28 protein-coding genes are annotated in these 23,994 nt (G+C 72.6%); 7 read left to right on the top strand and 21 right to left on the bottom strand.

What is annotated here, in order from left to right; translation table 11 throughout:
• Positions 1-6: 6 nt before the first annotated feature.
• Complete coding sequence (gene bldD / locus N912_RS0114185) at positions 7-495, top strand: transcriptional regulator BldD (protein ID WP_028922952.1); 489 nt, start codon at positions 7-9, stop codon at positions 493-495.
• Here the strand turns inward: bldD and N912_RS0114180 are convergent.
• Positions 482-976: a YybH family protein gene (locus tag N912_RS0114180; protein ID WP_028922951.1), complete on the bottom strand. Its 495-nt coding sequence runs from the start codon at positions 974-976 to the stop codon at positions 482-484. The two genes, bldD and N912_RS0114180, sit on opposite strands and share 14 nt — an antisense overlap.
• Before the next feature lie 52 nt (positions 977-1,028).
• On the opposite strand from N912_RS0114180, the gene N912_RS60305 reads away from it, so the two are divergent.
• Complete coding sequence (locus tag N912_RS60305) at positions 1,029-1,661, top strand: CGNR zinc finger domain-containing protein (RefSeq protein ID WP_051580162.1); 633 nt, start codon at positions 1,029-1,031, stop codon at positions 1,659-1,661.
• Here the strand turns inward: N912_RS60305 and N912_RS0114170 are convergent.
• Genes N912_RS0114170 through N912_RS51805 form a run of 6 tightly spaced genes read right to left on the bottom strand, consistent with a single transcriptional unit; the run spans position 1,585 to position 7,784 of the window.
• Positions 1,585-2,583, bottom strand: coding sequence for an aldo/keto reductase (locus N912_RS0114170; RefSeq protein WP_028922950.1), 999 nt, complete (start codon positions 2,581-2,583; stop codon positions 1,585-1,587). The genes N912_RS60305 and N912_RS0114170 overlap by 77 nt on opposite strands.
• Complete coding sequence (solA, locus tag N912_RS0114165) at positions 2,583-3,746, bottom strand: N-methyl-L-tryptophan oxidase (RefSeq protein WP_028922949.1); 1,164 nt, start codon at positions 3,744-3,746, stop codon at positions 2,583-2,585. The genes N912_RS0114170 and solA overlap by 1 nt, the downstream gene beginning before the upstream one ends.
• Before the next feature lie 11 nt (positions 3,747-3,757).
• Complete coding sequence (locus N912_RS0114160; RefSeq protein WP_084210935.1) at positions 3,758-4,486, bottom strand: amino acid ABC transporter ATP-binding protein; 729 nt, start codon at positions 4,484-4,486, stop codon at positions 3,758-3,760.
• A 38-nt stretch (positions 4,487-4,524) separates the two neighbouring features.
• Positions 4,525-5,424: an amino acid ABC transporter permease gene (locus N912_RS51810; protein WP_051580161.1), complete on the bottom strand. Its 900-nt coding sequence runs from the start codon at positions 5,422-5,424 to the stop codon at positions 4,525-4,527.
• A 3-nt stretch (positions 5,425-5,427) separates the two neighbouring features.
• Complete coding sequence (locus N912_RS0114150; RefSeq protein WP_156993551.1) at positions 5,428-6,474, bottom strand: ABC transporter substrate-binding protein; 1,047 nt, start codon at positions 6,472-6,474, stop codon at positions 5,428-5,430.
• 2 nt (positions 6,475-6,476) lie between these two features.
• Positions 6,477-7,784 (bottom strand): lyase family protein, encoded by a 1,308-nt coding sequence (locus tag N912_RS51805; RefSeq protein WP_064745293.1) that lies wholly within the window; start codon positions 7,782-7,784, stop codon positions 6,477-6,479.
• A 55-nt stretch (positions 7,785-7,839) separates the two neighbouring features.
• Between N912_RS51805 and N912_RS0114140 the strand changes: the two genes are divergently transcribed.
• Entirely contained in the window at positions 7,840-8,577 is a 738-nt protein-coding gene (locus tag N912_RS0114140) for a FadR/GntR family transcriptional regulator (RefSeq protein ID WP_028922946.1), read from the top strand.
• On the opposite strand, the gene nusB is transcribed toward N912_RS0114140, so the two are convergent.
• The 3 genes from nusB to ppk2 are packed head-to-tail and all read right to left on the bottom strand — an operon-like array spanning position 8,556 to position 10,963.
• Positions 8,556-9,014 carry a transcription antitermination factor NusB gene (gene nusB / locus N912_RS51800; RefSeq protein WP_051580159.1) on the bottom strand — a complete coding sequence of 153 codons (459 nt, stop codon included), beginning with the start codon at positions 9,012-9,014 and terminating at the stop codon, positions 8,556-8,558. The genes N912_RS0114140 and nusB overlap by 22 nt on opposite strands.
• A gap of 30 nt (positions 9,015-9,044) precedes the next feature.
• Positions 9,045-10,142 (bottom strand): M24 family metallopeptidase, encoded by a 1,098-nt coding sequence (locus tag N912_RS0114130; RefSeq protein ID WP_028922945.1) that lies wholly within the window; start codon positions 10,140-10,142, stop codon positions 9,045-9,047.
• Positions 10,143-10,168: 26 nt separating this feature from the next.
• Positions 10,169-10,963, bottom strand: coding sequence for a polyphosphate kinase 2 (gene ppk2 / locus N912_RS0114125; protein WP_037064370.1), 795 nt, complete (start codon positions 10,961-10,963; stop codon positions 10,169-10,171).
• Positions 10,964-11,097: 134 nt separating this feature from the next.
• Between ppk2 and N912_RS0114120 the strand changes: the two genes are divergently transcribed.
• Both N912_RS0114120 and N912_RS0114115 read left to right on the top strand, forming a co-directional pair.
• Positions 11,098-11,610: an SRPBCC family protein gene (locus N912_RS0114120; protein WP_245645276.1), complete on the top strand. Its 513-nt coding sequence runs from the start codon at positions 11,098-11,100 to the stop codon at positions 11,608-11,610.
• Between the two features lie 5 nt (positions 11,611-11,615).
• On the top strand, positions 11,616-12,317 hold the full coding sequence (locus N912_RS0114115; RefSeq protein ID WP_037064368.1) for an MBL fold metallo-hydrolase: 702 nt from the start codon (positions 11,616-11,618) through the stop codon (positions 12,315-12,317).
• A gap of 7 nt (positions 12,318-12,324) precedes the next feature.
• Here N912_RS0114115 and aroQ read toward each other — a convergent pair whose 3' ends face one another.
• The 9 genes from aroQ to thyX all read right to left on the bottom strand — a co-directional run bounded on the left by aroQ (position 12,325) and on the right by thyX (position 20,426).
• Positions 12,325-12,792 carry a type II 3-dehydroquinate dehydratase gene (gene aroQ / locus N912_RS0114110; RefSeq protein WP_245645275.1) on the bottom strand — a complete coding sequence of 156 codons (468 nt, stop codon included), beginning with the start codon at positions 12,790-12,792 and terminating at the stop codon, positions 12,325-12,327.
• Complete coding sequence (gene aroB / locus N912_RS0114105; protein WP_028922940.1) at positions 12,792-13,883, bottom strand: 3-dehydroquinate synthase; 1,092 nt, start codon at positions 13,881-13,883, stop codon at positions 12,792-12,794. Before aroB ends, aroQ begins: the two co-directional genes overlap by 1 nt.
• Positions 13,880-14,416 (bottom strand): shikimate kinase, encoded by a 537-nt coding sequence (locus tag N912_RS0114100; RefSeq protein WP_051580157.1) that lies wholly within the window; start codon positions 14,414-14,416, stop codon positions 13,880-13,882. Before N912_RS0114100 ends, aroB begins: the two co-directional genes overlap by 4 nt.
• 54 nt (positions 14,417-14,470) lie before the next feature.
• A complete protein-coding gene (locus N912_RS0114095) occupies positions 14,471-15,700 on the bottom strand; it encodes an RNA polymerase sigma factor (RefSeq protein ID WP_028922938.1) in 1,230 nt (409 codons plus the stop codon).
• The gene (locus tag N912_RS0114090; RefSeq protein WP_028922937.1) at positions 15,697-16,065 is read right to left on the bottom strand and encodes a YciI family protein; all 369 of its coding nucleotides are present in this window, start codon (positions 16,063-16,065) and stop codon (positions 15,697-15,699) included. The genes N912_RS0114095 and N912_RS0114090 overlap by 4 nt, the downstream gene beginning before the upstream one ends.
• Positions 16,066-16,138: 73 nt before the next feature.
• Complete coding sequence (locus tag N912_RS0114085) at positions 16,139-17,812, bottom strand: ribonuclease J (RefSeq protein WP_028922936.1); 1,674 nt, start codon at positions 17,810-17,812, stop codon at positions 16,139-16,141.
• A gap of 547 nt (positions 17,813-18,359) precedes the next feature.
• Positions 18,360-18,995 carry a TIGR03085 family metal-binding protein gene (locus N912_RS0114080; protein WP_028922935.1) on the bottom strand — a complete coding sequence of 212 codons (636 nt, stop codon included), beginning with the start codon at positions 18,993-18,995 and terminating at the stop codon, positions 18,360-18,362.
• A complete protein-coding gene (locus N912_RS51795; RefSeq protein ID WP_051580156.1) occupies positions 18,992-19,648 on the bottom strand; it encodes a TIGR03085 family metal-binding protein in 657 nt (218 codons plus the stop codon). Before N912_RS51795 ends, N912_RS0114080 begins: the two co-directional genes overlap by 4 nt.
• A 25-nt stretch (positions 19,649-19,673) precedes the next feature.
• Positions 19,674-20,426 (bottom strand): FAD-dependent thymidylate synthase, encoded by a 753-nt coding sequence (gene thyX, locus N912_RS0114070; protein WP_028922934.1) that lies wholly within the window; start codon positions 20,424-20,426, stop codon positions 19,674-19,676.
• Between the two features lie 88 nt (positions 20,427-20,514).
• On the opposite strand from thyX, the gene N912_RS0114065 reads away from it, so the two are divergent.
• Together N912_RS0114065 and N912_RS51790 are read left to right on the top strand one after the other, a co-directional pair.
• On the top strand, positions 20,515-21,021 hold the full coding sequence (locus N912_RS0114065; RefSeq protein WP_028922933.1) for a toxin-antitoxin system HicB family antitoxin: 507 nt from the start codon (positions 20,515-20,517) through the stop codon (positions 21,019-21,021).
• Between the two features lie 11 nt (positions 21,022-21,032).
• Positions 21,033-22,085, top strand: coding sequence for a DUF4097 family beta strand repeat-containing protein (locus tag N912_RS51790; RefSeq protein ID WP_051580155.1), 1,053 nt, complete (start codon positions 21,033-21,035; stop codon positions 22,083-22,085).
• On the opposite strand, the gene N912_RS0114055 is transcribed toward N912_RS51790, so the two are convergent.
• Both N912_RS0114055 and N912_RS0114050 read right to left on the bottom strand, forming a co-directional pair.
• Entirely contained in the window at positions 22,082-23,317 is a 1,236-nt protein-coding gene (locus N912_RS0114055) for a winged helix-turn-helix domain-containing protein (protein ID WP_028922932.1), read from the bottom strand. The genes N912_RS51790 and N912_RS0114055 overlap by 4 nt on opposite strands.
• 78 nt (positions 23,318-23,395) lie before the next feature.
• Positions 23,396-23,959, bottom strand: coding sequence for a GNAT family N-acetyltransferase (locus tag N912_RS0114050; RefSeq protein WP_028922931.1), 564 nt, complete (start codon positions 23,957-23,959; stop codon positions 23,396-23,398).
• Positions 23,960-23,994: the final 35 nt, after the last annotated feature.

Genomic DNA, 23,994 nt, shown 5'->3' with positions numbered 1-23,994 from the left:
CGCCACATGGGCGACTACGCCAAGGCACTGGGCTCCAAGCTCCGTGCCATTCGGCAGCAGCAAGGCCTGTCGCTGCACGGCGTCGAGCAGAAGTCTGGCGGCCGCTGGAAGGCCGTGGTCGTCGGGTCCTACGAGCGCGGCGACCGAGCGGTCACCGTGCAGAAGCTGGCCGAGCTGGCCGACTTCTACGGGGTGCCGGTCGCCGAACTGCTGCCCGAGGGCCGTGTCCCGTCGGGCGCCGAGCCGGCCACCAAGATCGTGATCAACCTGGAGCGGCTGCAGCAGCTGCCCGCGGACAAGGTCGGCCCGCTGGCGCGCTACGCGGCGGCGATCCAGAGCCAGCGCGGGGACTACAACGGCAAGGTGTTGTCCATCCGCACCGAAGACCTACGGTCACTGGCCATCATCTACGACATGTCCCCGGGCGAGCTCACCGAGCAGCTCGTCGACTGGGGCGTGCTCCCTCCAGAGGCCCGTCCGATCAGGGAGGACTGATCGCGAGCTGGTACGCAGCCAGCATCTGAGGATCGTCGATGCTGCCGTGATGGTGGTACTGGCGCCAGCGGCCGTCTTCGTAGCGGAAGTACCGGGAGGTCCGGATTGCCACGGGCGCGGCCACGCCGGCCGGGTCGGTGTACTCACCGGTCTCCCGGCCGGCGAAGACGGCGTGCTCGCCGCCGGTGTACGCCACGATGTCGGCGAACCGCACCCACAACCGCACCGGCCCGGTGAAGATCTTCCGGTACAGCCCGGTGACGGCGTCACCGCCGCGCAGGATGCCGCCCACGGGGTTGTTGAGCTGGGCCAACGGGTGGTTGGACCAGACCTGGGCGAGTGCGTCGGCGTCGCGGTTGTTCAGCGCGTAGTAGAACGACTCCAGCGCGGCCCCGGCCCCGTCCGGCGAGGGGTCGGCGGCATCGGCGAGGCGGTTGCGCGCGTCCCGGCCGTACTCGTCGGCCATGTGCTCGATCGGCATGATCGGGTCCCTTCACGACTGATGTAACGCTTTAAAGTGTTACATTGCGAGCATGGCCCCGCGCAAGGCAGACCTCTCGGGCTGGCTGTTCACCGCCGGCCGGCTCAGCCTCGACTTCCTGGGCACCGTCGGTCACCGGCCGGCCGAGCACGTCGAGCGGCTCACCGATCCGGCCGCGCTGCGCCGCTGGCTGCTGGAGGCGGGCCTGCCGGCGCAGCGGCTGGCGCCCACGGACGGTGACCTGGCCGCGGCGCGTGAGGTCCGGGAGGCGCTGTACGGGCTCATCGCCGCCCAGGTCGACGGCGCTCCGCCCGGCGGCGATGTCGCGCTGCTCAACCGGGTGGCCTCGGTCGCACCGCCGTCGCCGAGCGTCACGGCCGGCAGGGTCGGCGCGGTCGTCGAGTGGAGCCGGCCGGCCGAGCTGAGCCCGCTGCTCAGCGTGATCGTGCGGGACGGCATGGACCTGGTCGGGGGCGAGCTGATCGGCCGGGTCCGCCGCTGTGACGCGCCGGACTGCCGCAAGCTGTTCCTGGACACCGGCCCCCGGCCCCGGCGCTGGTGCTCGGCCGCGGCGTGCGGCACCCGGCACCGGGTGGCCGCCCACCGGGCTACCAGGCGTACGCCTCCGGCGCAGGGCCCGGGCCCGGGAAGATCTCGTCGAGCCGGGCCAGCTCCGGAGCGGTGAGCGCGAGTTCGGCGGCCGCGATGCCGTCGGTGAGGTGGCGCATGGTGCGCGCGCCGACGATCGGCGCGGTCACCGAGGGCCGGGTGAGCAGCCATGCCTGCGCCACGACCGCCGGGTCGGCGCCGAGCTCCCGGCAGAGCTTCTCGTACTCGCCGAGGCCGTCGCGGTGGCGGGCCAGGCCGTCCACGGCGCGTGCGCTGGCGCTGCGTTGCGCGGACTGAGCCTTGGCCAGGATGCCGGCCAGCAGGCCGGAGTTCAGCGGGCTGTACGGGAGAACACCGATGCCGTAGGCCGCGCAGGCCGGCAGCAGCTCCAGCTCGACCGTCCGCTCCATCAGGTTGTAGATCGACTCCTCGGCGACGATGCCGAGCAGGCCGCGCCGGATCGCGGCCTCCTGCCCCTGGACGAGCTGCCAGCCGGCGAAGTTGCTCGTCGCCGCGTAGCGGATCTTTCCCTGCCGGCGCAGGTCGTCGAGAACCTCCCAGATCTCGTCCCACGGTGCCGCGCGATCGACGTGGTGGAGCATGAACACGTCGATGTGGTCGGTCCGCAGCCGCCGCAGGGAGGCCTCGCACGCGCTGTGCAGGTGTTTGGCCGAGAGGTACATGTCATTCGGGCCGGGGCCGGTTCGGCCGTACGCCTTGGTGACCAGGACGACGTCGTCGCGGCGGCCCGGGTCCTCGGCGAGCCAGCCGCCGATGATCCGCTCGGTGAGGCCCTTGCGCTCGGACACGTCGCCCACGACGCGGTTGGCGTCCGCGCCGTAGACGTCGGCGGTGTCGATGAGGTTGACCCCGGCGTCGTGCGCCGCGCTCAGCAGCGCACGGGCCTCGTCCTCGGGCGTGACCGGCCCGAAGTTCATGGTGCCCAACCCGATCGGGCTGACCCGCAGCGCGGTGCGGCCGAGCGTGCGGTACTCCACTACTGCCCCTCCCCCTGGCCGGACGAGAACCGGTCCGGCGAGAACCGGCTCAGCGGCACGTCGCTGGCGCCGTCCAGCGCGAGGTCCACGCAGACGTCCGCGCTCGCGCTCGCGTGCTTGAACCCGTGCCCGGAGAACCCGCCGGCGAGCACCAGCGACGGCGCGCGCCGGGTCACGCCGAGCACGAAGTCGCGGTCGGTGGTGCGGGAGTTCATGCACGGCGCCGCCGAGGCCGCCACCGGGTTGAGCCCGGGGAACGCCGCCGCGCAGAACTTCTCCACCGGGTCGGTGTCGCGTTCGTCGATCGGATAGCCGTTGTCCTCCGGGCGTTGAAGCCACGGCTTCGGCGCGGACGGCCCGGCCCCGATCTTCACCCCGTTGCCGTCGACGTCCGGGATGCCCCAGCCGTCCAGCTCGCCGCTGCGCCGGATGAACACCGGGAACCGCTCGGGGCGATAGGCCGGCCGGTCCGCGCCGGTGAACCAGACCAGCGGCGAGCGCTGCACCTTCAACGGCAACGCGAGGTCGGGAAGCAGGTCGGTGAACCAGGCGCCGGTGGCGACGATCGCGCGCCGGGCCCGGAAGCTGTCCGCGCCGGTCCGGATGCTGACCCCCGACTCGTCGTGCTCGATCGCGGTCACCTCGGTGCGCGGCGCGATCTCGGCGCCGTGCCCGGTGGCCAGCCGCACCGCCGCCCGGATGCACGCCTCCGGGTCGAGCACCCCGGCGCCCGGCTCGAACACCGCGAAGTCCTCCGGGATCGCGGCGTGCTGGGGGAACCGCCCGGCCAGCTCGTCTGGTTCCAACAGCTCGTGCTCGAACCCGCCGATGCGCGCGGAGGCCAGCGCGTTGGCGATCAGCGCGCTGTCCTCCGGCCCGATGCACAGCCCGCCCGAGACCTGGAACAGCGCGGCGCCCGACTCCCGCTCCAGCCGGTTCCACAGCGGCCGAGCGCGGTTGACCAACGGCACGTACTCCGTGCCCTCGAACAGGGTCTGCCGGAAGATCCGGGACCCGCCGTGCGACGAGCCGTGGGCGTGAGCGATGTCGTAGCGTTCGAACCCGATGACCCTGGCGCCCCTGGCCGCCGCCCGCCATGCGGCCATGGACCCGACCGCACCCAGGCCGAGCACCGCGATGTCGTAGCTGTTCGTGTTCCGCACCGATGGACTCCTCAGATGACCTTGGAAAGGAATGCTTGCGTTCGCTGGTGTCGCGGCGAGCCGATGACCTGCGCCGGCGGGCCGGCCTCGACCACCACGCCGTCGTCCACGAACACCAGCGAGTCACCGACCTCGCGCGCGAAGCCGATCTCGTGCGTGACGATGATCATCGTGAGCCCGTCCTTGGCCAGGTCCCTGATCACGTCGAGGACCTCGCCGACCAGCTCGGGATCGAGCGCCGAGGTGGGCTCGTCGAACAGCATGAGCTTGGGCCGCATCGCCAGCGCCCTGGCGATGGCCACCCGCTGCTGCTGGCCCCCGGACAGCCAGCGCGGGTAGGCGTCGACCTTGTCCCCGAGCCCGACGCGGCGCAGCAACCGGACCGCGTTGGCGTGCGCCGCCTCCCTCGACTCACGCCGGACCAGCATCGGCGCGGCCATGACGTTCTCCACCGCGGTGTAGTGCCCGAACAGGTTGAACTCCTGGAACACCATCCCGATCTCCGCCCGCTGCGCGCACTGCTCGCGTTCGGGCAGCTCGTGCAGCGTGTCGCCGTGCTGCCGGTAGCCGACCAGCGTGCCGTCGACCCAGATCCGGCCGTGCTGGATCCGTTCGAGGTGGTTCACGCACCGCAGGAACGTGCTCTTGCCCGACCCGGAGGGCCCGACCATGCACATCACCTCGCCGCGATGCACCTCCAGGTCGATCCCCTTGAGCACCTCGTGGCGCTGGTAGCTCATCCGCACCTGCTCGGCCCGGACCAGCACCTCGGCCCCGTTCACGGCGCCACCACGCTCGGCCGGGGGCGCACGGAGTCGCCGTCGGGTGAGAACTTCCGTTCGATCCGTGACTGGACGACCGTCAGCAGCGACACCACGACCAGGTAGATGATCGTCGCGACGATCAGCAGCGGGATCGTCTGGAACGTGCGCGCGTAGACGATCTGCGCGCTGTAGAGCAGGTCGGGGATCGCCAGCACGCTGACCAGCGACGTGGTCTTCAGCATCGAGATCGTCTGGTTCCCGGTGGGCGGCACGATCACGCGCATGGCCTGCGGGAGCACGATCTTCCACATCGTCTGCAGGCCGGACATGCCCAGCGCGGTGGCCGCCTGCACCTGGCCCCGGGGCACCGAGAGGATGCCGGCCCGGACGATCTCGGCCATGTAGGCGGCCTCGTGCAGGGCCAGGCCCAGGAACGCGGCCATCATCGGGGTGATGACGTCGTTGGCGTTCACCGAGACAAAGTCGGGGCCGCCGAACGGGACACCGATCCCGATCCGGGGGTACACGGCGCTGAGGTTGAACCAGAACAGCAGCTGGACCAGCAACGGGGTGCCCCGGAAGAACCAGATGAACCCGGCGGAGAACCCCGAGAGCAGCCGGTTGCGCGAGCCCCGCATGATCGCCAGCACCACGCCGAGCGCGATGCCGGCCGCCATCGCCATCGCCGTCAGCTCGAGGGTCACCAACAGCCCGCGCATGATGGTCCGCGCGGTCAGCCACTCGCCGACCACGTCCCACCCGAACCTGCGGTTCGTCACCACCGACCACAGGCCCGACGCGATCAGCACCGCGAGCACGCACGCGGCCAGCCGCCGCCAGGGCCGCCGCAGCGGGACCGCCCGAATGCTCAGGTCACGCGGATCCGAACGCAGGCTCTGCTCAACGTGTCCCATCGCTCACGCACATCCCTGGCGAACCGACTGGTAGTAGTAGCGCGAGTGGCCGGGCGGGATCGCGGCCGGATCGGTGAAGATCTTCGACTCGATGACGACGCCGTCCGGTCCGACCCCCCACGGCGCCGCGACCTGCTGGTACTCGGCCGAGAGCGTGGCCCCCGCGTCCGCGGCACCGGTGCCCCAGGCCCTGGAGACCTGTTCGTAGGCGCCGGACCTGAGCAGCGAGTTCACCGCGGCGCGCAGCGCCGGACGCAGCGGCGAGCCCTTGGGCACGGCGATGCCCGCGATGCTGTGCGGCGTCTGGTAGGTGGAGACCACGCAGAGGTTCCCCCGCGACTGGGTCGCCATGTAGAGGGCCTGGGGCTTGTCGGCCACGCCCACGTCCGCCCGGTCCGACTGCATGGCCAGCGCGAGCGCGTTGTCGGTGGGAACCTGCAGGATCTCGATCGGCTTCTTGGCACTGGCGGCACAGTGCTCGTTGGTCTTGGTGAGCGCGTCGAGCTGGCTGACGCCCTTCTTGACGGCGACCCGGTACCCGCAGAGCTGCTCGAACGAGTTGATCGCGATGCCGGATCCCTTCTTGATCAGGAAGCCGCCGCCGGACAGGTAGTAGGACACGAAGTCGACGCTGCGCAGCCGCTCGTGCTCGATGCTCAGCGACGTCATCGCGCCGTCGTACTTGCCGCCGGCGAGGCCCGGCAGCATCGAGTCGAACGAGACGTTCCGCCAGTCCATCCGCAGCCCCATCGTGGCGGCGATGGCGTTGCCGAGGTCGATGGTGTAGCCGGTGAGCGTCGTGTTGTCCTCCTTGAAGAACACGATCGGCGCCGACGGGGCGCTGGTCGCGAACACCAGCGACCCTCGGGTTCTGATGTCGTCGGGCACCAGCGCGACCACGCTCGGATCGGCTCGCACGGCGGGCGGCGCGGCCGGGCCGGCCGCACCGGGGCTCGCCGGCCCGGTTCCCGGGTCGGCACAGGCCGCCGCGCCCAGCATGCCGAGCACGGCGAGCACGGCTGTGACGAGCGCAATTCTCCGAGCTGACATCGCTACTCCAGGTGGGATCTGCGGGCGTTCGCATCACGCCCTCGGTTGGCAACAACGTCGTAGCCATCGGCCCTGGCCGCCACGACCGCGGCGGTCAGCGAGCCCGCGAGGTTCGCCCGGACGTTCTCGGCGTTCCAGCCGAGGCCGGCCACGCAGCGGTCGGCGAACAGCCGCGCCCCGGCCCCGAGCCGTTCCAGCCCGCCGAGCAGGCCGGCGGTGACCACCGGCGCCATCGCCGAGACGTCGAGCTCTCCGGCCCCGGCGGCCAGGCGCGCGCTGGTCGCCTCGCCGGCGACCTGGAAGGAGATCTGCATGACCAGCTCGGGCAGCACCGGGTTGACCTTGCCCGGCATGATCGAGCTGCCCGCCTGGACCGCCGGCAGCTCCACCTCCCCGATCCCGCCGACCGGACCCGAGGACAGCAGCCGCAGGTCGGCCCCGACCCGCGCGACCGCCCGCGCGCAGTGGTCCACCGCCTCCGCCACGCCCACCAGCGGCTCCAGCGACGACAGCGCGTAGAACCGGTCCGGCGCCTCGGTCAACGGGTAGCCGGACAGCCGCGCGAGCTCCGCCACCGCGGCCGGCCCGAACCCGTCCTCGGCGCCCACACCCGTCCCCACCGCCGTCGCGCCCAGCGGCACCGCCAGGAGCTTGTCCACCGCGCCGGCCAGCGCCTCGACGCCCCGGCGGACACCGAAGGCGTGCGACCGGTGCACCGCCGAGACCGGTGCCGCGACGGCGTCGCGCAGGCAGGTCCGGCCCAGGTGCTCCAGGCCGGCGAACTGCTCCGCCTTCGCCTCCAGCGACTCGATCAGGTGCCACAGCTCGGGAGCCGCCCGGTCCGCGACCGCTCGCACCGCCAGCGCGATCGCCGTCGGCATCACGTCGTTGGTCGACTGACCCGCGTTGACGTGGTCGTTCGGGTGCACCGGACGATCGATCCCGCGCCGCGCCAGCTCCCGTGACGCCAGCCCGGCGAGCACCTCGTTCGCGTTCATGTGCGTCGACGTGCCGCCCCCGCCCTGAACCACCGGCACGACGAACTCGCCGAGGTGCTCGCCCCGCGACACCCGCTCCGCCGCCGCGACGATCGCGCCGGCGACCTCGCGGTCCAGCACGCCCAGCCGGGCGTTCGTCGAGGCGGCCGCCATCTTGACCAGGGCCAGGCCCCGCACCAGGTCGGGGAAGTCCGCCAGCCGGGGACCGCCGACGGCGAAGTTGGCCAGGGCTCGCCGGGTCTGCGCGCCGTACAGCGCGCCGTCCTCGTCACCGTTCGCATCCAGGCTTGACAGGTTGCCTGACCAATTCATGGAGATGAGCATGAATATTGGCCAGGCCACCTGTCAAGTGCTCTATACTTTTCCCATGCTCGACCAGGAAGACAGCGACGGCGTGTTCACTCCCGTCGCCGTGCGCAGCGCCGCCGCGCAGGCCGCCGACCAGATCGTCAACGCGCTGCGCCACGGCAGCGTCAAGCAGCACCAGCGGCTGCCGCCCGAACGCGAGCTGGCCAGGCAGCTCAAGGTCAGCCGCCCCACGGTGCGCGAGGCGCTGGCCGCGCTCGAGCTGGCCGGCGTCGTCGAGTCGCACCAGGGTCGCGGGACCGTCGTCATCGCGGTGCCCGAGCAGGTGGCCACCTGGGGCGTCGAGGTCACGCCGACCCAGGTGTTCGAGGCGCGCCTGGCCATCGAGCCACAGCTCGCCGCGCTGGCCGCGCGGAAGCGCTACCCGGAGGACCTGGAGCAGCTACGCGCCGCCGGCCGGGCGCTCGACGACGAGTACGAACGGACCGCGCAGTACCACAGCGACCTCCCGGTCCACCGGGCGATCGCGCGCGCCGCCCGCAACCCGATCCTCGCCGACGCCCTCGAGGACGCCCTCAAGCACACGGAGTCCCCCCGCTGGGTCGAGCTCCGCAGGCACGCGCTGATGCCGGCGTCGGCCCGCGAAGGCCACGTCAACGAGGTGCGTCAAGTGATCGAACACATTGCCGAGGGGGACGCCGACGCGGCGTCGGAGGTCTGGCGGACCCACCTCGCCTACTACCGCGACGAGATGCTCGCCGGGCTGCAGGAGCCCCGTCAGGCGGGCGGGACGGGGTAGTTCTCCGGCGTGTGGGGTGCCAGGCCGGGGCGGATGTGCTCGGCCAGGTCGGCGATCCGGCCGAGCACGCCGTTGACGAACCGGGGCGAGTCGTCGGTGGACAGCGTGCGGGCCAGCTCCACCGCCTCGGTGATGGCCACCGGGTCGTCGATCTCGTCGACCCAGAGCAGCTCGTAGAGCGCGATGCGCAGCAGCGCCCGGTCCACCGCCGGCATCCGCGCCACCGACCAGCCCTCGGAGTGCTCGGCCAGCAGCTGGTCGATCCGCTCCCGCTGCCCGGTGACGCCCTCGACCAGCAGCGCGGCGTAGTCCGACACCGGCGGCGCGTCCTCGGTGGCGCGCCGCTCGGCGAGCACTTCCAGGGGGTCCGCCCCGCGCGCCTCGGACTCGAAGAGGATGTCCAGCGCGCGCTTGCGGGCCTTCGTCCGCGCCCTCACCGGTTCATCTCCTCCAGAAGTTCGGGCGCGCTACAGCGCGAGCAGCTCCTTGCCGGTTCGGGTGAGCAGCTCGGCACCGTCCGCGCGGACCACGAGCGTGTCTTCGATACGGACACCACCCCGGCCGGCGAGATAGACGCCCGGTTCGACGGTGACCGTCATGCCGGCAACCAGGGTACCCGCGCCGGTGGCGGACAGCGCCGGAGCCTCGTGGATCTGCAGGCCCACCCCGTGCCCGAGCCCGTGGGAGAACTCCGCGCCCCGGCCGGCGTCGGCGATCACGGTGCGCGCGGCGGCGTCCACGCCGGCGACCTCGGCCCCGACCGCCAGCGCCTCGCGCCCGGCCGCCTGCGCCGCCGCGACCAGGTCGTACAGCTCGCGCTGCCAGTCGGCGGGCGGGCCCAGCACGACCGTGCGGGTCATGTCCGAGTGGTAGCCGCCGCGCAGCGCGCCGAAGTCCATCTTGACCAGGTCGCCCTGGGCGAGGACGGCGTCGGTGGGACGGTGGTGCGGGATCGCGGAGTTCGCGCCGGCCGCGATGATGGTGTCGAACGAGGGGCCGTCCGCGCCGTGCTCGCGCATCCGCCGCTCCAGGTCGATGGCGACCTCCCGCTCGGTGCGCCCGGGCCGCAGCCCGCCGGCCGCGATCAGGTCGGCCAGCGCGGCGTCGGCACACGCGCAGGCGTCGCGCAGCGCGTCGATCTCGTCCTCGTCCTTCACCGCGCGCAGCCGCTGCACCAGCCCGGGCGCGCGGCGCAGCTCCAGCCCTTCCGTCTCCTTGGAGGCGACCGCGACCAGCGCCGCGTGCGCGTCCACCGTCAGGTGCCCCGACTCGAACCCCAACCTGCGCACCCCCGCCTCCCCCGCCGAGGTCACCAGCGCGCGGTCGCAGGCCCGGTCGATCACCCGCTCCAGGTCGGGCACCTCGGCGGCGGCCTGCGTGGTGTACCGGCCGTCCGTGGCCAGCCGGGTGCTCGTGTCGCCCTCGGCGGAGACCAGCAGCGCCGCGTTCGACCCGGTGAACCCGGTCAGGTACCGCACGTTGACGATGTCGGTGACCAGCAGGGCGTCCAGCTCGGCGGCCCGTACCAGCTCACGGAGCGCGTCCCGGCGCGCGGCGGCAGTCATGCCAGCCAGCCTAGGCCCGGATATGCCTAGTCCAGCAAGCTCGCGGCGTGGTCGGGCACGGAGGTGAACATGTCGCGCGGCGGGCGCTGGTAGCCGGTGCCGGGCGGGCGCGGCGGCAGCGTGAGCTTCGGGTGCTCGACGTGGTGGTACGGCACGGTGGACAGCAGGTGGGCGATCATGTTGATCCGCGCGGAGCGCTTGTCCTCGGACTCCACCACCGCCCACGGCGCCTCCGGGATGTCGGTGTGGAAGAACATCTCGTCCTTCGCCCGGGAGTAGTCCTCCCACCGGGTCACCGACTCCAGGTCCATCGCGGAGAGCTTCCACCGCCGCATCGGGTCGTCCAGCCTCGACTGGAACCGCCGCTCCTGCTCGCCGTCGCTGACCGAGAACCAGTACTTGCGCAGCAGGATGCCGTCCTCCACGAGCAGCCGCTCGAACACCGGCGCCTGCTGCAGGAACCGGGTGTACTCCCGGGGCGTGCAGAACCCCATCACCCGCTCCACGCCGGCCCGGTTGTACCAGCTCCGGTCGAACAGCACGATCTCGCCGGCCGCCGGCAGGTGCTCGATGTAGCGCTGGAAGTACCACTGGGTGCGCTCGCGCTCGGTCGGCGCCGGCAGCGCCACGATCCGGCACACCCTGGGGTTCAGGTACTGCGAGACCCTCTTGATCGCTCCACCCTTGCCCGCCGCGTCCCGCCCCTCGAACACCACGACCAACCGCGCGCCGCTCTCACGCACCCACTCCTGCAGCTCGACCAACTGCCCCTGAAGCCGCAACAGCTCGCGCTCGTACACCTTCTTCGGCAGCCGCTCCACCGACCCAGACTACCGTATCCTAAGTTGACACCTATATAAGTCGTACCTTAAAACTGCACTACACCACCCGTGAGTGGTTAGAGGTGCTATGGCACCTCTAACCACTCACGGGTCCTGACCAGGGAGGATGCGTGGTGGACGAGAGAAGCAGCCCGCTCGGGCGGGTGGTGGGTACGGACGGTCAGACTCGGCTGGAGTTTCGGCGGGACCACTCGGTGCCGGTCGAGGACCTGTGGTCGGCGGTCACCGAGCCGGATCGGCTGGCCCGGTGGGTCGGGACCTGGAGCGGCGAGCCCAGGGTGGGTGGCACGGTGAAGTTCCAGCTCCTGCACGAGCCCGAGCCGATGGAGCCCGAGGACGTGACGATCGTGGCCTGCGACCCGCCACGGCTGCTCGCGGTGGACTTCCCGTCGCCGGACGGGCCGTGGCGGATCGAGCTCGAGCTGTCGGCCACCGAGACCGGGAGCAGCCTGCTGTTCGTCCAGTCGCTGTTCGGGGCCGACCAGGCCGCCGACGCCGGCCCCGGCTGGCACTGGTACCTGGACCGGCTGGCGCACGCCCTCGGCGAGGCGCCGCGGGCGCCCGGGTGGGACGAGTTCTACACCCCGGAGGTGCGCGCGGCGTACGGGCGGCCGACCCTAAGCTGAGGCGCATGGGCGTGTACTTCCGGCAACTGCTGTCCGGGCGGGACTTCGCGGTGGGCGACCCGGTCGCCACCCAGATGGTCAACTTCTCCTACCTGATCGGCGACGAGGACACCCGGCAGGCGGTGGTCGTCGACCCGGCGTACGCGCCGGAGGAGCTGCTCGACACGCTCGCCGCCGACGACATGACGCTGGCCGGCGTGCTGGTCACCCACCACCACCCGGACCACGTCGGCGGCGACCTGATGGGTCACCCGCTGTCCGGGCTGGCCGAGCTGCTCGGCAAGCAGCCGGTGCCGGTGCACGTCAACCGCGAGGAGGCCGAGTGGGTGCGCCGCTCCACCGGGGTGTCCGCCTCCGACCTCACCGAGCACGACAACGACGAGGAGATCCGCGTCGGTGAGCTGCCGATCCGGCTGCTGCACACCCCCGGCCACACCCCGGGCAGCCAGTGCTTCCTGGTGGACGGCAAGCTGGTGGCCGGTGACACCCTGTTCCTGCAGGGCTGCGGGCGCACCGACTTCCCGGGCGGTGACCCGGACGCGATGTACACCAGCCTGCGCCGGCTGGCCGAGCTCACCGGCGACCCGATCGTGCACCCCGGGCACCTGTACTCCGCGGAGCCCAGGGCGGCGCTGTCCGAGGTGCGCCGGACCAACATGGTGTTCCGGGCCAGCACGCTGGACGAGTTCCGGTCGATGTTCGGCTAGGCCGTGTTCAGGCCTGGGCGGTGGTCGCGTGGTAGTGCTCGGCGATCCAGCGCAGCGCCAGCGCGTAGCCGCGTACGCCCAGGCCGAGGATCACGCCGGTGGCCACGTCGCTGATCACGCTGTGCCGGCGGAACTGCTCGCGGGCGTGCACGTTGCTGATGTGCACCTCGATGAGCGGGCCGGTGAGCATGGAGCAGGCGTCGCGCACGGCGATCGAGTAGTGCGTCCACGCCCCCGCGTTGAGCACCACCGCCGTGCCCGAGTCGGCGGCCTCGTGCAGCCACTGGAGCATCTCGAACTCGTCGTCGGTCTGCCGGACCGCGACGGCCAGGTCCAGGTCGTTCCCCACCCGCCGGCACATCTCGGCCAGGTCGTCATAGGTGGTCTTGCCGTAGACATCCGGCTCGCGGGTGCCCAGGCGGCCGAGGTTGGGGCCGTTGAGCACGAGCGCGCGCCCGATCATCGGGCCGTTCATCAGTCCTCTCCACAGGTTGCGGCGTACGCGGCGGCCAGCAGCTCGGGGTCGGGTCCCTCCAGCCGGCCCGGCTTGGCCAGGCCGTCGAGCACCACGAACCGGAGCATCCCGGCCTTTGCCTTCTTGTCCAGGGCCATGCTGTCCACCAGCTCGGGCAGCGCGTCGGGCCGGTAGCCGACCGGCAGCCCGAGGGCGCGCAGCACGGTGCGGTGCCGGTCGGCGGTGGCGTCGTCCAGGCGGCCGGCGGCGCGGGCCAGCTCGGCGGCGAACACCAGCCCGACGCTCACCGCGTCGCCGTGGCGCCAGCGGTAGTCCTCGCGGCGCTCGATGGCGTGGCCGAGGGTGTGCCCGTAGTTGAGGATCTCGCGCAGGCTGGACTCGCGCAGGTCGGCCGACACCACGTCGGCCTTGACCTGGATGGAGCGGCGGACCAGCTCGGGCAGCGCGTCGCCGGCCGGGTCCAGGGCGCGCTCCGGGTCGGCCTCGACCAGCTCCAGGATCGCGGGGTCGGCGATGAAACCGGCCTTGACCACCTCGGCCATGCCCGGGCGCAGCTCGTGCGGCGGCAGCGTGCGCAGCGTGTCCAGGTCGACGAGCACGGCGGCCGGCTCGTGGAACGCACCCACCAGGTTCTTGCCGGCGCCGGTGTTGATGCCGGTCTTGCCGCCGACCGCGGCGTCCACCATGGCCAGCAGCGTGGTCGGCACGTGCACCACCCTGATGCCGCGCATCCAGGTGGCCGCGACGAACCCGGCCAGGTCGGTCACCGCGCCGCCGCCGAGCCCGATCACCGCGTCCCGCCGCGACAACCCGACCTGGCCGCACACCTCCCAGCAGAACCCGGTGACGCCGAGCGTCTTGCCCTCCTCCGCGTCCGGCACCTCGGCGCGGTGCGCGTCCAGGCCGGCCTCGGCCAGCCGGGCGCGCAGCTCCTCGGCGCGCTCGGCCAGCGGGGGCTGGTGCACGATCACGGCGCGGGCGGCGCCGGGCAGCGCGGCCAGCAGCTCGCCGTCGGGGATGCCGCGCCCGATGACGACCTGGTACGGGCTTTCGGCGTTGACCTGGATCCGGGCGGGTTCGGTGGCAATCATGGCGCGATCGGGTGGCCGGCCACGGACAGCGCCCGCAGCACGTCGTCCACCACGTCCTGTGGGTCGCGGCCGCTGGTGGGCACGGTGGCGGTGGCGACGGACTCGTACACCGGCCGGCGCTCGGTGAGCAGCTGGCGCAGGTGCGCGCGGGGGTTCGGCAGCAGCCACGGGTGCAGCGGAACCAGGCCCTCGCGCTTGAGCAGGTTCTCCAGGTCGACGTCGAGGAACACCACCCGGTGCCCGGCCAGCAGCTCGGCGGCGCCCGGCGCGGTGGGGGTGCCACCGCCCAGCGCCAGCACGCCGTCGAACTCGGTCAGCACGGTGCGCAGCAGCTCCACCTCGAGCTCCTGGAACCGCTCCCGACCCAGCTCGACCACCAGCTCACCGGCGGCCAGCCCGTGGGCTTCCTGCAGGTCGTCGTCGAAGTCCTTGAAACCGCACGCCAGCCGGTGCGCCACCCGCCGACCCACCGTGCTCTTCCCGGAGCCCGGCGGCCCCACCAGGATCAACACGGGCTTGTTCGCGTCCACCACCCGGACAGCCTAGCCAGAACGCCCGCAACCCCCACCCGAGTGGTCGACGCAACCTCAGGTGAGGCGGGCGGCGCGGGCGGTCAGGTAGCGCTGTTCGGGCAGGCTCGCGGTGCGCCGGGCGGCCAGTTGGTAGCTGTCGCGGGCGGCGTCGCGGTCGCCGGCCATCTCCAGCAGGTGGGCGCGCACGGCGGGCAGCCGGTGGTGGCCGGCCAGCCGGCCGTCCTCGTCCAGCGTGGCCAGCAGCGCGAGCCCGGCCGCCGGGCCGTCGGTCATGGCCACCGCGATGGCCCGGTTGAGCGTGACCATCGGGTTGGGCGCGATCCGCTCCAGGATCTGGTACAGCACCTGGATCTGGCGCCAGTCGGTGTCCTCGGCGCTCTTCGCGTCCACGTGCACGGCGGCGATCGCGGCCTGCAGTTGGTACGGGCCGAGCGGGCCGCGCGACATCGCGTTGGTGACCAGCCCGGTGCCCTCGGTGATGAGCGCGCGGTCCCAGAGGTCGCGGTCCTGCTCGGCCAGCGGGACCAGGCCGCCGTCCGGGCCGGTGCGCGCCGGGCGCCGCGCGTCGGTGAGCAGCATCAGCGCCAGCAGGCCGGCGACCTCGCCGTCCTCGGACAACCGCCGGTGCAGCGCCCTGGTCAGCCGGATCGCCTCGGCGGCCAGCTCGTGGCGCTCCAGCGACGGCCCCGAGCTGGCCGTATAGCCCTCGTTGAAGATCAGGTAGAGCACGTGCAGCACCACCCGCAGCCGTTCGGGCCACTCCTCGGGAGGTGGCGGGCGGAACTCGGCGCCGGCGGAGCGGATCCGCTGCTTGGCCCGGCTGATCCGGGCGCCCATGGTCTGTTCGGGGACGAGAAACGCCCGCGCGATCTGCTCGGTGGTCAGGCCGCCGACCGCGCGGAGGGTGAGCGCGATCTGCGTGCTCGGGGTGAGCACCGGGTGGCAGCACAGGAACAGCAGGGTCAGCGTGTCGTCCCGGTCGCCGGGCCGGGGCTCGTCAGTTGTGTCGACGACGGGCGAGCGGGCGGCCACCGTCTCCTCGCGCCGCCGCCGCGCCGCCTCGCCCCGGACCTGGTCGATCAGCCGGCGGGACGCCACGGCGGTCAGCCAGGCGGACGGGCTGTCCGGCACGCCGTCGCGGGGCCACTGCACGCTGGCCGCGAGCAGCGCCTCCTGCACCGCGTCCTCGCACTCGTCGAAGTGCCCGTAGCGGCGGACGAGCGCCCCGAGGACCTTGGGCGCGGCCTCCCGCACCAGGTCCTCGAGGCGCCGGCCGCTGGTCACACCGGTTGTCCGTCGGCGAAGATCACCCGCCGCACCTCGACGCCCAGCCCGGGCACGGCGGCGTCCGGGATCATCGCGGCCAGCTCGTAGGCGCGCTCCCGGCTGGCGCACTCGATCAGGTAGAACCCGCCGAGGTGCTCCTTGGCCTCCAGGTACGGCCCGTCGGTGACCACCTGCCTGCCGTCCTTGACCCGCACCACGGCGCTCTCCTCAGGGCCGGCCAGGGCCTGGGTGTTGATCATCTCGCCGCTGGCCTTGACCGTCTCGATGAACTTGCCGTGCCCGGTCATCACGGCGTTGCGCTCGTCCTCGGTCAGCGACTCCCAGATGGCCGGGTTCACGTGCATGATCAGTAGGAACTGCATGGTCCGTCTCCTCTTCGGCACCCCGGGCGGGCGCCGTCACCGGTGGGTCGGAGCCCGCGCCCGGGTTTTGACGTCAGACCGGGATGACGGTGGGAACGATCATCGGACGCCGCCGGTAGGTGTCCGACACCCACCTGCCGACCACGCGGCGCACCGCCTGCGCGATCCGGTGCGTGTCGGTGATGCCCTCCGCCTCGGTGCGCGACAGCTCGGCCTCGATCAGCGGGACCACCGCGTCCAGCGCCTTCGGGTCGTCGGAGAACCCCCGCCCGGACACCGTCGGCACGGTCACCGCCCGCCCTGACGTGCTGTCCACCGCCACCGTGATGGCGATGAACCCGCCCTCGCCGAGCACCAGCCGGTCGCCGAGCGTGGACTCGCCGATGTCGCCCACGGCCAGCCCGTCCACGTACACCCGGCCGACCTCGACCCGCCCGCTGATCCGAGCCTTGCCGTCCACCAGGTCGACGACCACGCCGTCCTCGGCCAGCACCACGGAGTCCTCCGGCACCCCGGTCTGGGTGGCCAGCGCGCCGTTCGCGCGCAGGTGCCGCCACTCGCCGTGCACCGGCATGACGTTGCTCGGCCGCACCGCGTTGTAGAGGAACAGCAGCTCACCGGCCGGCGAGTGACCGGACACGTGCACCTTCGCGGTGCCCTGGTGCACCACCCGCGCGCCCAGCCGGGTCAGCCCGTTGATCACGCCGAACACCGCCGTCTCGTTGCCCGGGATCAGCGACGAGGACAGGATCACCGTGTCGTCCGGCTTGATCCGCACCTGCCGGTGCTCGCCGCGAGCCATCCGGGACAGCGCGGACAGCGGCTCCCCCTGCGACCCGGTGGAGACCAGCACCAGCTCGCGGTCCGGCAGCAGCATCGCCTCGTCCAGGTCGACCAGCAGCCCGTCCGGCACCCGCAGGATGCCCATGTCCGCGGCCAGCGACATGTTGCGCAGCATCGAGCGCCCGACCAGGCAGACCCGCCGGCCCCGCGCCGCTGCCGCGTCCAGCACCTGCTGCACCCGGTGCACGTGGCTGGCGAAGCAGGCCACGATGATCCGCTGCGGGGACTTGTCGAACACCCCGTCCAGCACCGGACCGATCTCCCGCTCGGAGATGACGAACCCGGGGACGTCGGCGTTCGTGGAGTCGACCAGGAACAGGTCGACACCTTCGTCACCGAGCCGGGAGAAGCCGGCCAGGTCGGTCAGCCGGCCGTCCAGGGGAAGCTGGTCGAGCTTGATGTCCCCGGTGTGCAGCACCAAGCCGGCGGGGGTGCGGATGGCCACCGCGAGCGCGTCCGGGATGGAATGGTTGACGGCGAAGAACTCGCACTCGAAGTCGCCGTGCCGGGTCCGCTGGCCCTCGCGCACCTCGCGCAGGTGCGGGGTGAGCCGGTGCTCCTTGCACTTGGCGGCGACCAGCGCGAGCGTGAACTTGGATCCGACGATCGGCAGGTCGGGGCGCAGCCGCAGCAGGAACGGGACGGCGCCGATGTGGTCCTCGTGGCCGTGGGTGAGCACCAGCGCGTCGATGTCGTCGAGCCGGTTCTCGATGGCGCGCAGGTCGGGCAGGATCAGGTCGACGCCCGGCGAGTCGTCGGACGGGAAGAGCACCCCACAGTCGACGATCAGCAACCGGCCCGCGTACTCGAAGACCGTCATGTTGCGGCCGATCTCGCCGATGCCGCCGAGCGCGACCACCCGCAGGCCGCCCTCGGGCAGCTCGGGCGGTGCGGCGACCGGCAGCCGGTCGGGCTCCGGGTCGGCGGCTTGGCGGGCGGATCGCCTGTCAGATGTGGAAGAACGTGTCACTGGGCAACAACTTTCGTGGCCGGGGTGACCGGCCGTGTCGTAGCCGGTGAGCCAGCCATGTCGTCGCCCGCGGTGTCGGCCATGTCCTGGCCGGTGGTACCGGCCGTCTCATGGCCGGCTGTGCTGGCCACCTCATGGCCGGCGTCATGCCGGCCGGGTCGGAGCCGGCGTGTGCCGGCCGTGTCGTAACCGGCTTCACCGGCCGGCTCGGTGTCGCCAGCTCAGCAGCGGCGACGTGGTCTGGGTGCGGCCGAGGACGTCGGGGCGCCCCGCCACACGCCGCGCCGCCAGTCCACCTGAAGGCGCGCATTGACTTACATGATACCGCCCGCCCCCGACCACCGCTCCCCACACCGGCGAGTCGGGCGTCCCAGCACAGTGAGTCGCGGTTTTCGGCACACCTCGAGGCCACCGACCAGTCTCGAACCGTGTGCCAGCACGCCCGACTCGCGGATGGGGTTCGGGCTGGGGAGTTCGGCGGCTAGAGCCCGCGCGGAGTACGGCCGAGCGCCTCCACGTCGGCGGGCGCGCCGTCCAGCTCGACCCGGGCCATGCCCCGTCCGAACGCGTGCAGGATCAGCTCACCGGGCGGCCCGGTCACCGTCACCCGGCCCCGGCCGGGCCTGGCCGCGATCTCCGCCCCGCGCTCCCGGGTGGGATGACGCAGCCGCACGCCGACCGGGCTCTTGCGGTACATGACCCGCGCCATCAGCCGCAGCCGCGACCACAGCGCCTCCTCCCGGTCCGGGTCGGACGGGCGCGGCCGCCACTCGGGCTGCGCGCGCGCCAGGTCCTCGTGGTGCACCACGAACTCGACCAGGTTCGCCTGCTCGTCCACCGCCCCGATCCGGTACGGCGACCACGGCGGCGGGCCGGCGCGCAACATCTCCACCCGCCGCTGCCACGGCACGTCGTCGTAGCCGCGCATGGCCCGTTCGGTGAGCCCGGCGAGCGGCGGCAGCAGGATGCCCGGCGCGGCCAGCGGCTGCCGTTCTCGCACGAGCAGGTGGGCCAACAGCTCGCGGGCGTCCCAGCCGGGGAGCACGGTCGGCGCGTCCGGGCCGGTCGTCTCGAACAGGTCGCACAGCGCCGCCCGCTCGGCGGGTACCAGCCTCATCCCGGCACCCCTCGCGCCGGACGCGACGCCCCGCCGAACAACGTCCTCGGCCGCGCCCCGAGCGAGGCCGCGATGTGCACCGGGTCGCCGTCGAAGCTCACCAGCGCCTCCGACCGCCCGCACATGTGCAGCACCAGCTCCCCCGGCTCACCGACCACGGTGACCATCTTCGTCCCCTTGCGCACCTGTTGGGATGCCCCGTCCGGGCGCCGGAGCACCACGCCGACGTTGCTGCGCTGGTAGGCCAGCCGGGCGAGGCGGATCGCGGCGCGCCAGAGCACCTCGTCCCGATGCGGGTCGACCGGTCGGGGCGTCCATCCCCGCCTCGCGCGCAGGACGTCCTCGTGGTGCACGAACAGCTTGAGGAAGTCCAGCCCGTCGCCCGGCCGACCCCCCGGTAACAGCCACGCCGGCCCGGTGCGCAGCAGCTCCACCATCTCCAGCCAGGGGCGGCGGTACATCCTCGCCTCGGCCCGGCGGGCCAGCGGCGGGATCACCAGGCCGAGCAGGCTGGTCACGAACCGCCGCTCCCCGACCAGCAGGTACGCCAGCAGCTCGCCGGTGCTACGGCCGGAGCACAGCGTGGGCGCCCCCGGCCCGACCCGCTCGAACGTCACGCACAGCGCGGCCCGCTCGCGGCTCTCCTCGGTCACTACGCCCGGTCTCGGTGACACGCCCTTAGCCTTCGGTGACGAGCGGGCTAGAGGCGATCTCGCTGCCGTCCTCCAGGGTGCCGATCTCGAAGTCGGCGAACACGTTGGGCACCGCGTGCTGGAGCTGGCGCAGGCACTCGATGGCCAGCTCGCGGATCTCCACGTCGGCGTGCTCGGTCGCGCGCATCGCGATGAAGTGCCGCCAGGCGCGGTAGTTGCCGGTCACCACGATCTTGGTCTCGGTGGCGTTCGGCAGCACGGACCGGGCGGCCTGGCGAGCCTGCTTGCGACGCAGCGTCGCGTTCGGCACGTCGGCGAACCGCTGGTTCAGCCCTGTGAGCAGCTGGTCGTACGCCTTCTCGGCGGCCTCGGCGGCCTCGACGAACGCGGCGTGCAGCTCCGGGTCGGAGGCAATCACCTCGGGCTCGACCACGGCGGCGCCGCGCCCTGGCACGTACCGCTGGGACAGCTGGGAGTACGAGAAGTGCCGGTGCCGGATCAGCTCGTGGGTCAGCGAGCGGGACACTCCGGTCAGGTAGAACGTGACGGTCCCGTGTTCGAGCACGCTCAGGTGCCCGACCTCCAGGATGTGCCGCAGGTACCCGGCGTTCGTGGCGGTGGCCGGGTTGGGTTTTTTCCATGACTGGTAACAGGCCCGCCCGGCAAACTCACACAGCGCCTGGCCACCATCCGCATCGGTCTCCCACGGCACGTCGGCCGGCGGCATGAACTCGGTCTTGGCGACCAGTTGGACCCTCAACGGAGCTGTGTCAGGCATGCGGGCCAGCGTATCCCCCGGGAGCTTGACATCAATGAGACGTCGGAATTTGGTTGCATGACGTCATCCGTGACGCCATAGTGGTGTCATGGATGTCACGCCTTACGTCACGGCGCTGCGGGAGGATCTCGTGTCCGCCGCCGCGGCCGGCGACGAGCAGACCCAACGCACCGCCGCGCTGCTGGCCGCCGCGATCGAACCCGCCGCCCGGCTGGCCGTGATGAACGCGCTGGCCGACCTGGCCGCGGAGGTCACCGAGGCTCTGGATGGCGACCAGGTGGTGGAGGTCCGGCTGGATGGCCGCCAGGTTCGGGTCGCCGTGACCCAGCCGACCCGGCCCACCCCGACGGACGCACCGCCACCGCCGCCTACCGCGGACGTCGGCGACATCAGCCGGATCACGCTCCGGCTGATGGAACAGATCAAGAACCGGGCCGAGCACGCGGCCGCGGCGCAGGGCATGTCGCTCAATGCCTGGATCTCGCAGGCGGTGCAGGGCGCGCTGCACGGCGCGCCGCCCCAGGACTGGGGCGACTGGAGTCGAGGCCGCAAGCGCGACGACGAGCGCCGGCTGCGCGGCTGGGTACAGGGCTGAGAGGCGGGATCATGACCGAGAACGCTCCACAAGACGAGAACCCCGACGACACGGCAACCGACGGCGCCAACACGACCGAGGTCCGCTCCGAGAGCTGGCCGTGCGCGGGCCCGGCCGAGCTGGACCTGTCCGTCGACATCGGGCAGCTCACCGTGAACCTCGACGATGACGCCGACCAGGTCGCGGTGGAGATCCGCGCGGACGAGAGCCGGGGCAGCTGGACCAAGGGCCTGTCCGGGCTGCTGAACTGGATCGGCGGGGCGACCACCTCGTCCGGGTCGATCCGGATCGGCGGCCGGGAGTTCGACCTGAGCGGGCGTGACTTCCCGTTCGGCGGTCTCGGCGACGTCGACCTGCGCGGGCTGTCCGGGCAGGACCTGAACGTCGAGGCGGTGCGGGCGTGCGAGGTGACCTGGTCCGAGCCCGGGCGACGGCTGGTGGTGCGCTCGCCCACGTCGCTGCCGCTGCGAGTGGTGCCGCTGGTGGTCACGGTGCGCGCGCCGGCCGGGTCGGGGCTCACGCTGCGGACCGGGGCCGGCGAGATCACCGTGACCGGGCGCGCCGGCGCGGCGACCGTCCAGACCGGATCCGGCGACATCACGCTCGGTGCCGTGGACGGCGACGTCGACCTGAAGACGGGCTCGGGGCGGGCCACCGTGGGCCCGATCGCCGGCCGTACCCAGGCCAGGACCGGGTCCGGCGACCTGTCGCTGGCCGGGATCGACGGCCCCGGGCAGGTCCGCGCCGGCAGCGGTGACCTGCGGCTGGGCGTGGTCCGGGGCGATGTGTTCGCCAAGAGCGGCTCCGGCGACCTGGTGGTCGACGACGCCGAGGCCGGCCAGCTCGAGCTGACCACCGGCTCGGGCAACCTGCGGGTCGGGGTGCATCCCGGGGCGGCGGCGGAGCTGGACCTGAGCTCGGGCTCCGGCCGGGTCCGCAGCGAGCTGCAGGTGGAGGACACCGCGCCCGCGACCGGCCCGGCGAAGCTGCGCATCCGGGGCCGGACCGGCAACGGCGACGTCCTGGTGACCAGGGCTTTGAGCCCGACGGGGGCGGCCGGCTAGCCAGCCGGCCGAGTGGCCAACGCCCGGGCGAGCGGGGCGATCAGATCGCCTCGCTCGCCCACCAGCACGTCGTCCAGCTCCAGCCAGTCGGCCATCAGCCGCAGCTCCTCGGCCAGCTCGGTGGCGACCTCCTCGGTCCGCGTGCCCGGCTCGCTGAACGCGCCGGGCACCCGCAGCACGCCGGCGGCCCGGTCGGCCTTCAGGTCGACCCGCCCGACCAGCGAGTCACCGAGCAGGAACGGGAACACGTAGTACCCGTGCTCGCGCTTCTCCGCCGGGGTGTAGATCTCGATCCGGTACCGGAAGTCGAAGATCCGCTCGGTGCGCGAGCGCTCCCAGACCAGCGGGTCGAACGGGCACAGCAGCGCCCTCGCCCTGATCTTGCGTGGCATCCGCGCGCCCGGCGTCCGGTAACCGGGCTTGGCCCAGCCCCGGACCTCGACCCGCTCCAACTGGCCGTCCGCGACCAGGTCGTGCACCGCGCGGCGGCTCACCTCCGGCCCGAGGCGGTAGTAGTCGCGCAGGTCGGTTTCCGTCGCGACACCGAGCGCGGCGGCCGCCTGCGCGATCAGCTGCCGGGCCGCCTCGTCTGGGTCGACCGGCGCGGCGGCCAGCACGCTCGGCGGCAGCACCCGCTCCGGCAGGTCGTAGAGCCGCTGGAAGTTCACCCGGGCGCCGGTGGTCAGCTCGCCGGTGCCGAACAGGTACTCGCAGATCCGCTTGACGTCCGACCGGTTCCACCACGAGCCGCCCTTGACCCGCGCCTGCCCCGGCCCGCCGAGCAGCTCCTCCAGCGTGCCGGCGCCCACCGGCCCGACCTCCTTGACCGCCGCGAGCACCTCGTCGACCAGCGCGGACTCCCGCTCCACCAGCTCGCGGTAGTGCCGCCACCAGCCCGGCCGCTTCGCCTTGGACAACAGCAGCGGCCAGTCCTCCACCGGCAGCAGCGACGCCTCGTGCGCCCAGTACTCCACCAGCAGCCGAGGCCGGCGCGCCGAATGCGCCCACGCCGCCCCGTCCAACAGCTCCCTCGAATACCCGCCGAGCCGACTGAACACCGGCATGTAATGCGCCCGCACCGCCACATTCACGGAGTCCAACTGAAGCAACCGCAGCCGCCCGAGCAACCGCCCCAGATGCCGCCTCGTGACCGCCCCCACCGGCCGCCCCTCGGCGAACCCCTGAGCGGCCAGCACACTCCGCTTCGCCGCCCCCGCGGTGATCGTATCCACGCCCGCCATCCTCACACCCCACCCCGACAAAACCCGTCCGCGAGTCGGGGATTTTGTCAGGGTGAGTCGGGAGTTCTGTCAGCCCTGCGCCGCGTGCCGGCGAGGGTCGCGGTTCTCGATCCGCAGCGGACCGGCCAGCCTTATCTCCCGAAGCTCGCGGTCGCCGGCATCCAGGGTGCGGACCATGCCGTCCGGGTCCCAGCCGATCCGGTCGTAGCAGGCCCGCGATGCCACGTCCGGCTCCGGCACCCACGCGACGCCCTCGGTGGCCCCGCCGGCGGCCAGCGCCTCGAAGGCCGCGCCCAGTAGCCGCCGGCCGTGGCCCCGCCGCCCCCACCTCGGCTCGACCAGAACCGTCACGATCTGCCCGCGACCGGCCGGCGCCTCCGGGTCGTCCGCCCGGGCCGGCGCCGCGGCGCAGAACCCGACCGTCCACTCGCCCTCGGTGGCCACCAGCACGTGGTGTCCTTCCCCCGCGGCGAGCGCCGCCGTCCACGCCTCGCGGGCGGCCGGGTCGGACAGCCGCGCCAACGCCTGCTCGGGGACGAACTCGGCGTACGCGGTACGCCAGGTGATGGCCTGGATGCGGACTATCTCGTCGACGTCATCGACGGTCGCGGGACGGACGGAGGCGACTGCCATCGCTCTTGCCTACACGATCTACGGCGGCCGCCTTG

Origin of the sequence: Actinospineispora acaciae DSM 45401 (assembly GCF_000620785.1) — a bacterium.
Lineage (GTDB): Bacteria > Actinomycetota > Actinomycetes > Mycobacteriales > Pseudonocardiaceae > Pseudonocardia > Pseudonocardia acaciae.
The sequence above is the reverse complement of the archived record's forward strand: the minus strand, read 5'-3'. Positions and strand labels throughout refer to the sequence as shown.

Excerpts from the sequence above, each read along its gene's own strand:
- N912_RS51790 (WP_051580155.1), top strand. The coding sequence starts at position 21,033 with ATGACCGAGAACGCTCCACAAGACGAGAACCCCGACGACACGGCAACC.
- N912_RS0114090 (WP_028922937.1), bottom strand. The coding sequence starts at position 16,065 with ATGCAGTTCCTACTGATCATGCACGTGAACCCGGCCATCTGGGAGTCG.
- N912_RS60305 (WP_051580162.1), top strand. The coding sequence starts at position 1,029 with ATGGCCCCGCGCAAGGCAGACCTCTCGGGCTGGCTGTTCACCGCCGGC.
- N912_RS0114160 (WP_084210935.1), bottom strand. The coding sequence starts at position 4,486 with ATGAGCTACCAGCGCCACGAGGTGCTCAAGGGGATCGACCTGGAGGTG.
- aroQ (WP_245645275.1), bottom strand. The coding sequence starts at position 12,792 with ATGAACGGCCCGATGATCGGGCGCGCGCTCGTGCTCAACGGCCCCAAC.
- N912_RS0114180 (WP_028922951.1), bottom strand. The coding sequence starts at position 976 with ATGCCGATCGAGCACATGGCCGACGAGTACGGCCGGGACGCGCGCAAC.
- N912_RS0114050 (WP_028922931.1), bottom strand. The coding sequence starts at position 23,959 with ATGGCAGTCGCCTCCGTCCGTCCCGCGACCGTCGATGACGTCGACGAG.
- thyX (WP_028922934.1), bottom strand. The coding sequence starts at position 20,426 with ATGCCTGACACAGCTCCGTTGAGGGTCCAACTGGTCGCCAAGACCGAG.
- N912_RS0114065 (WP_028922933.1), top strand. The coding sequence starts at position 20,515 with ATGGATGTCACGCCTTACGTCACGGCGCTGCGGGAGGATCTCGTGTCC.
- N912_RS51805 (WP_064745293.1), bottom strand. The coding sequence starts at position 7,784 with ATGAATTGGTCAGGCAACCTGTCAAGCCTGGATGCGAACGGTGACGAG.
- aroB (WP_028922940.1), bottom strand. The coding sequence starts at position 13,883 with ATGATTGCCACCGAACCCGCCCGGATCCAGGTCAACGCCGAAAGCCCG.
- N912_RS0114150 (WP_156993551.1), bottom strand. The coding sequence starts at position 6,474 with ATGTCAGCTCGGAGAATTGCGCTCGTCACAGCCGTGCTCGCCGTGCTC.
- N912_RS51810 (WP_051580161.1), bottom strand. The coding sequence starts at position 5,424 with ATGGGACACGTTGAGCAGAGCCTGCGTTCGGATCCGCGTGACCTGAGC.
- N912_RS0114130 (WP_028922945.1), bottom strand. The coding sequence starts at position 10,142 with ATGACTGCCGCCGCGCGCCGGGACGCGCTCCGTGAGCTGGTACGGGCC.
- N912_RS0114140 (WP_028922946.1), top strand. The coding sequence starts at position 7,840 with ATGCTCGACCAGGAAGACAGCGACGGCGTGTTCACTCCCGTCGCCGTG.
- N912_RS0114080 (WP_028922935.1), bottom strand. The coding sequence starts at position 18,995 with ATGAGGCTGGTACCCGCCGAGCGGGCGGCGCTGTGCGACCTGTTCGAG.
- N912_RS0114115 (WP_037064368.1), top strand. The coding sequence starts at position 11,616 with ATGGGCGTGTACTTCCGGCAACTGCTGTCCGGGCGGGACTTCGCGGTG.
- bldD (WP_028922952.1), top strand. The coding sequence starts at position 7 with ATGGGCGACTACGCCAAGGCACTGGGCTCCAAGCTCCGTGCCATTCGG.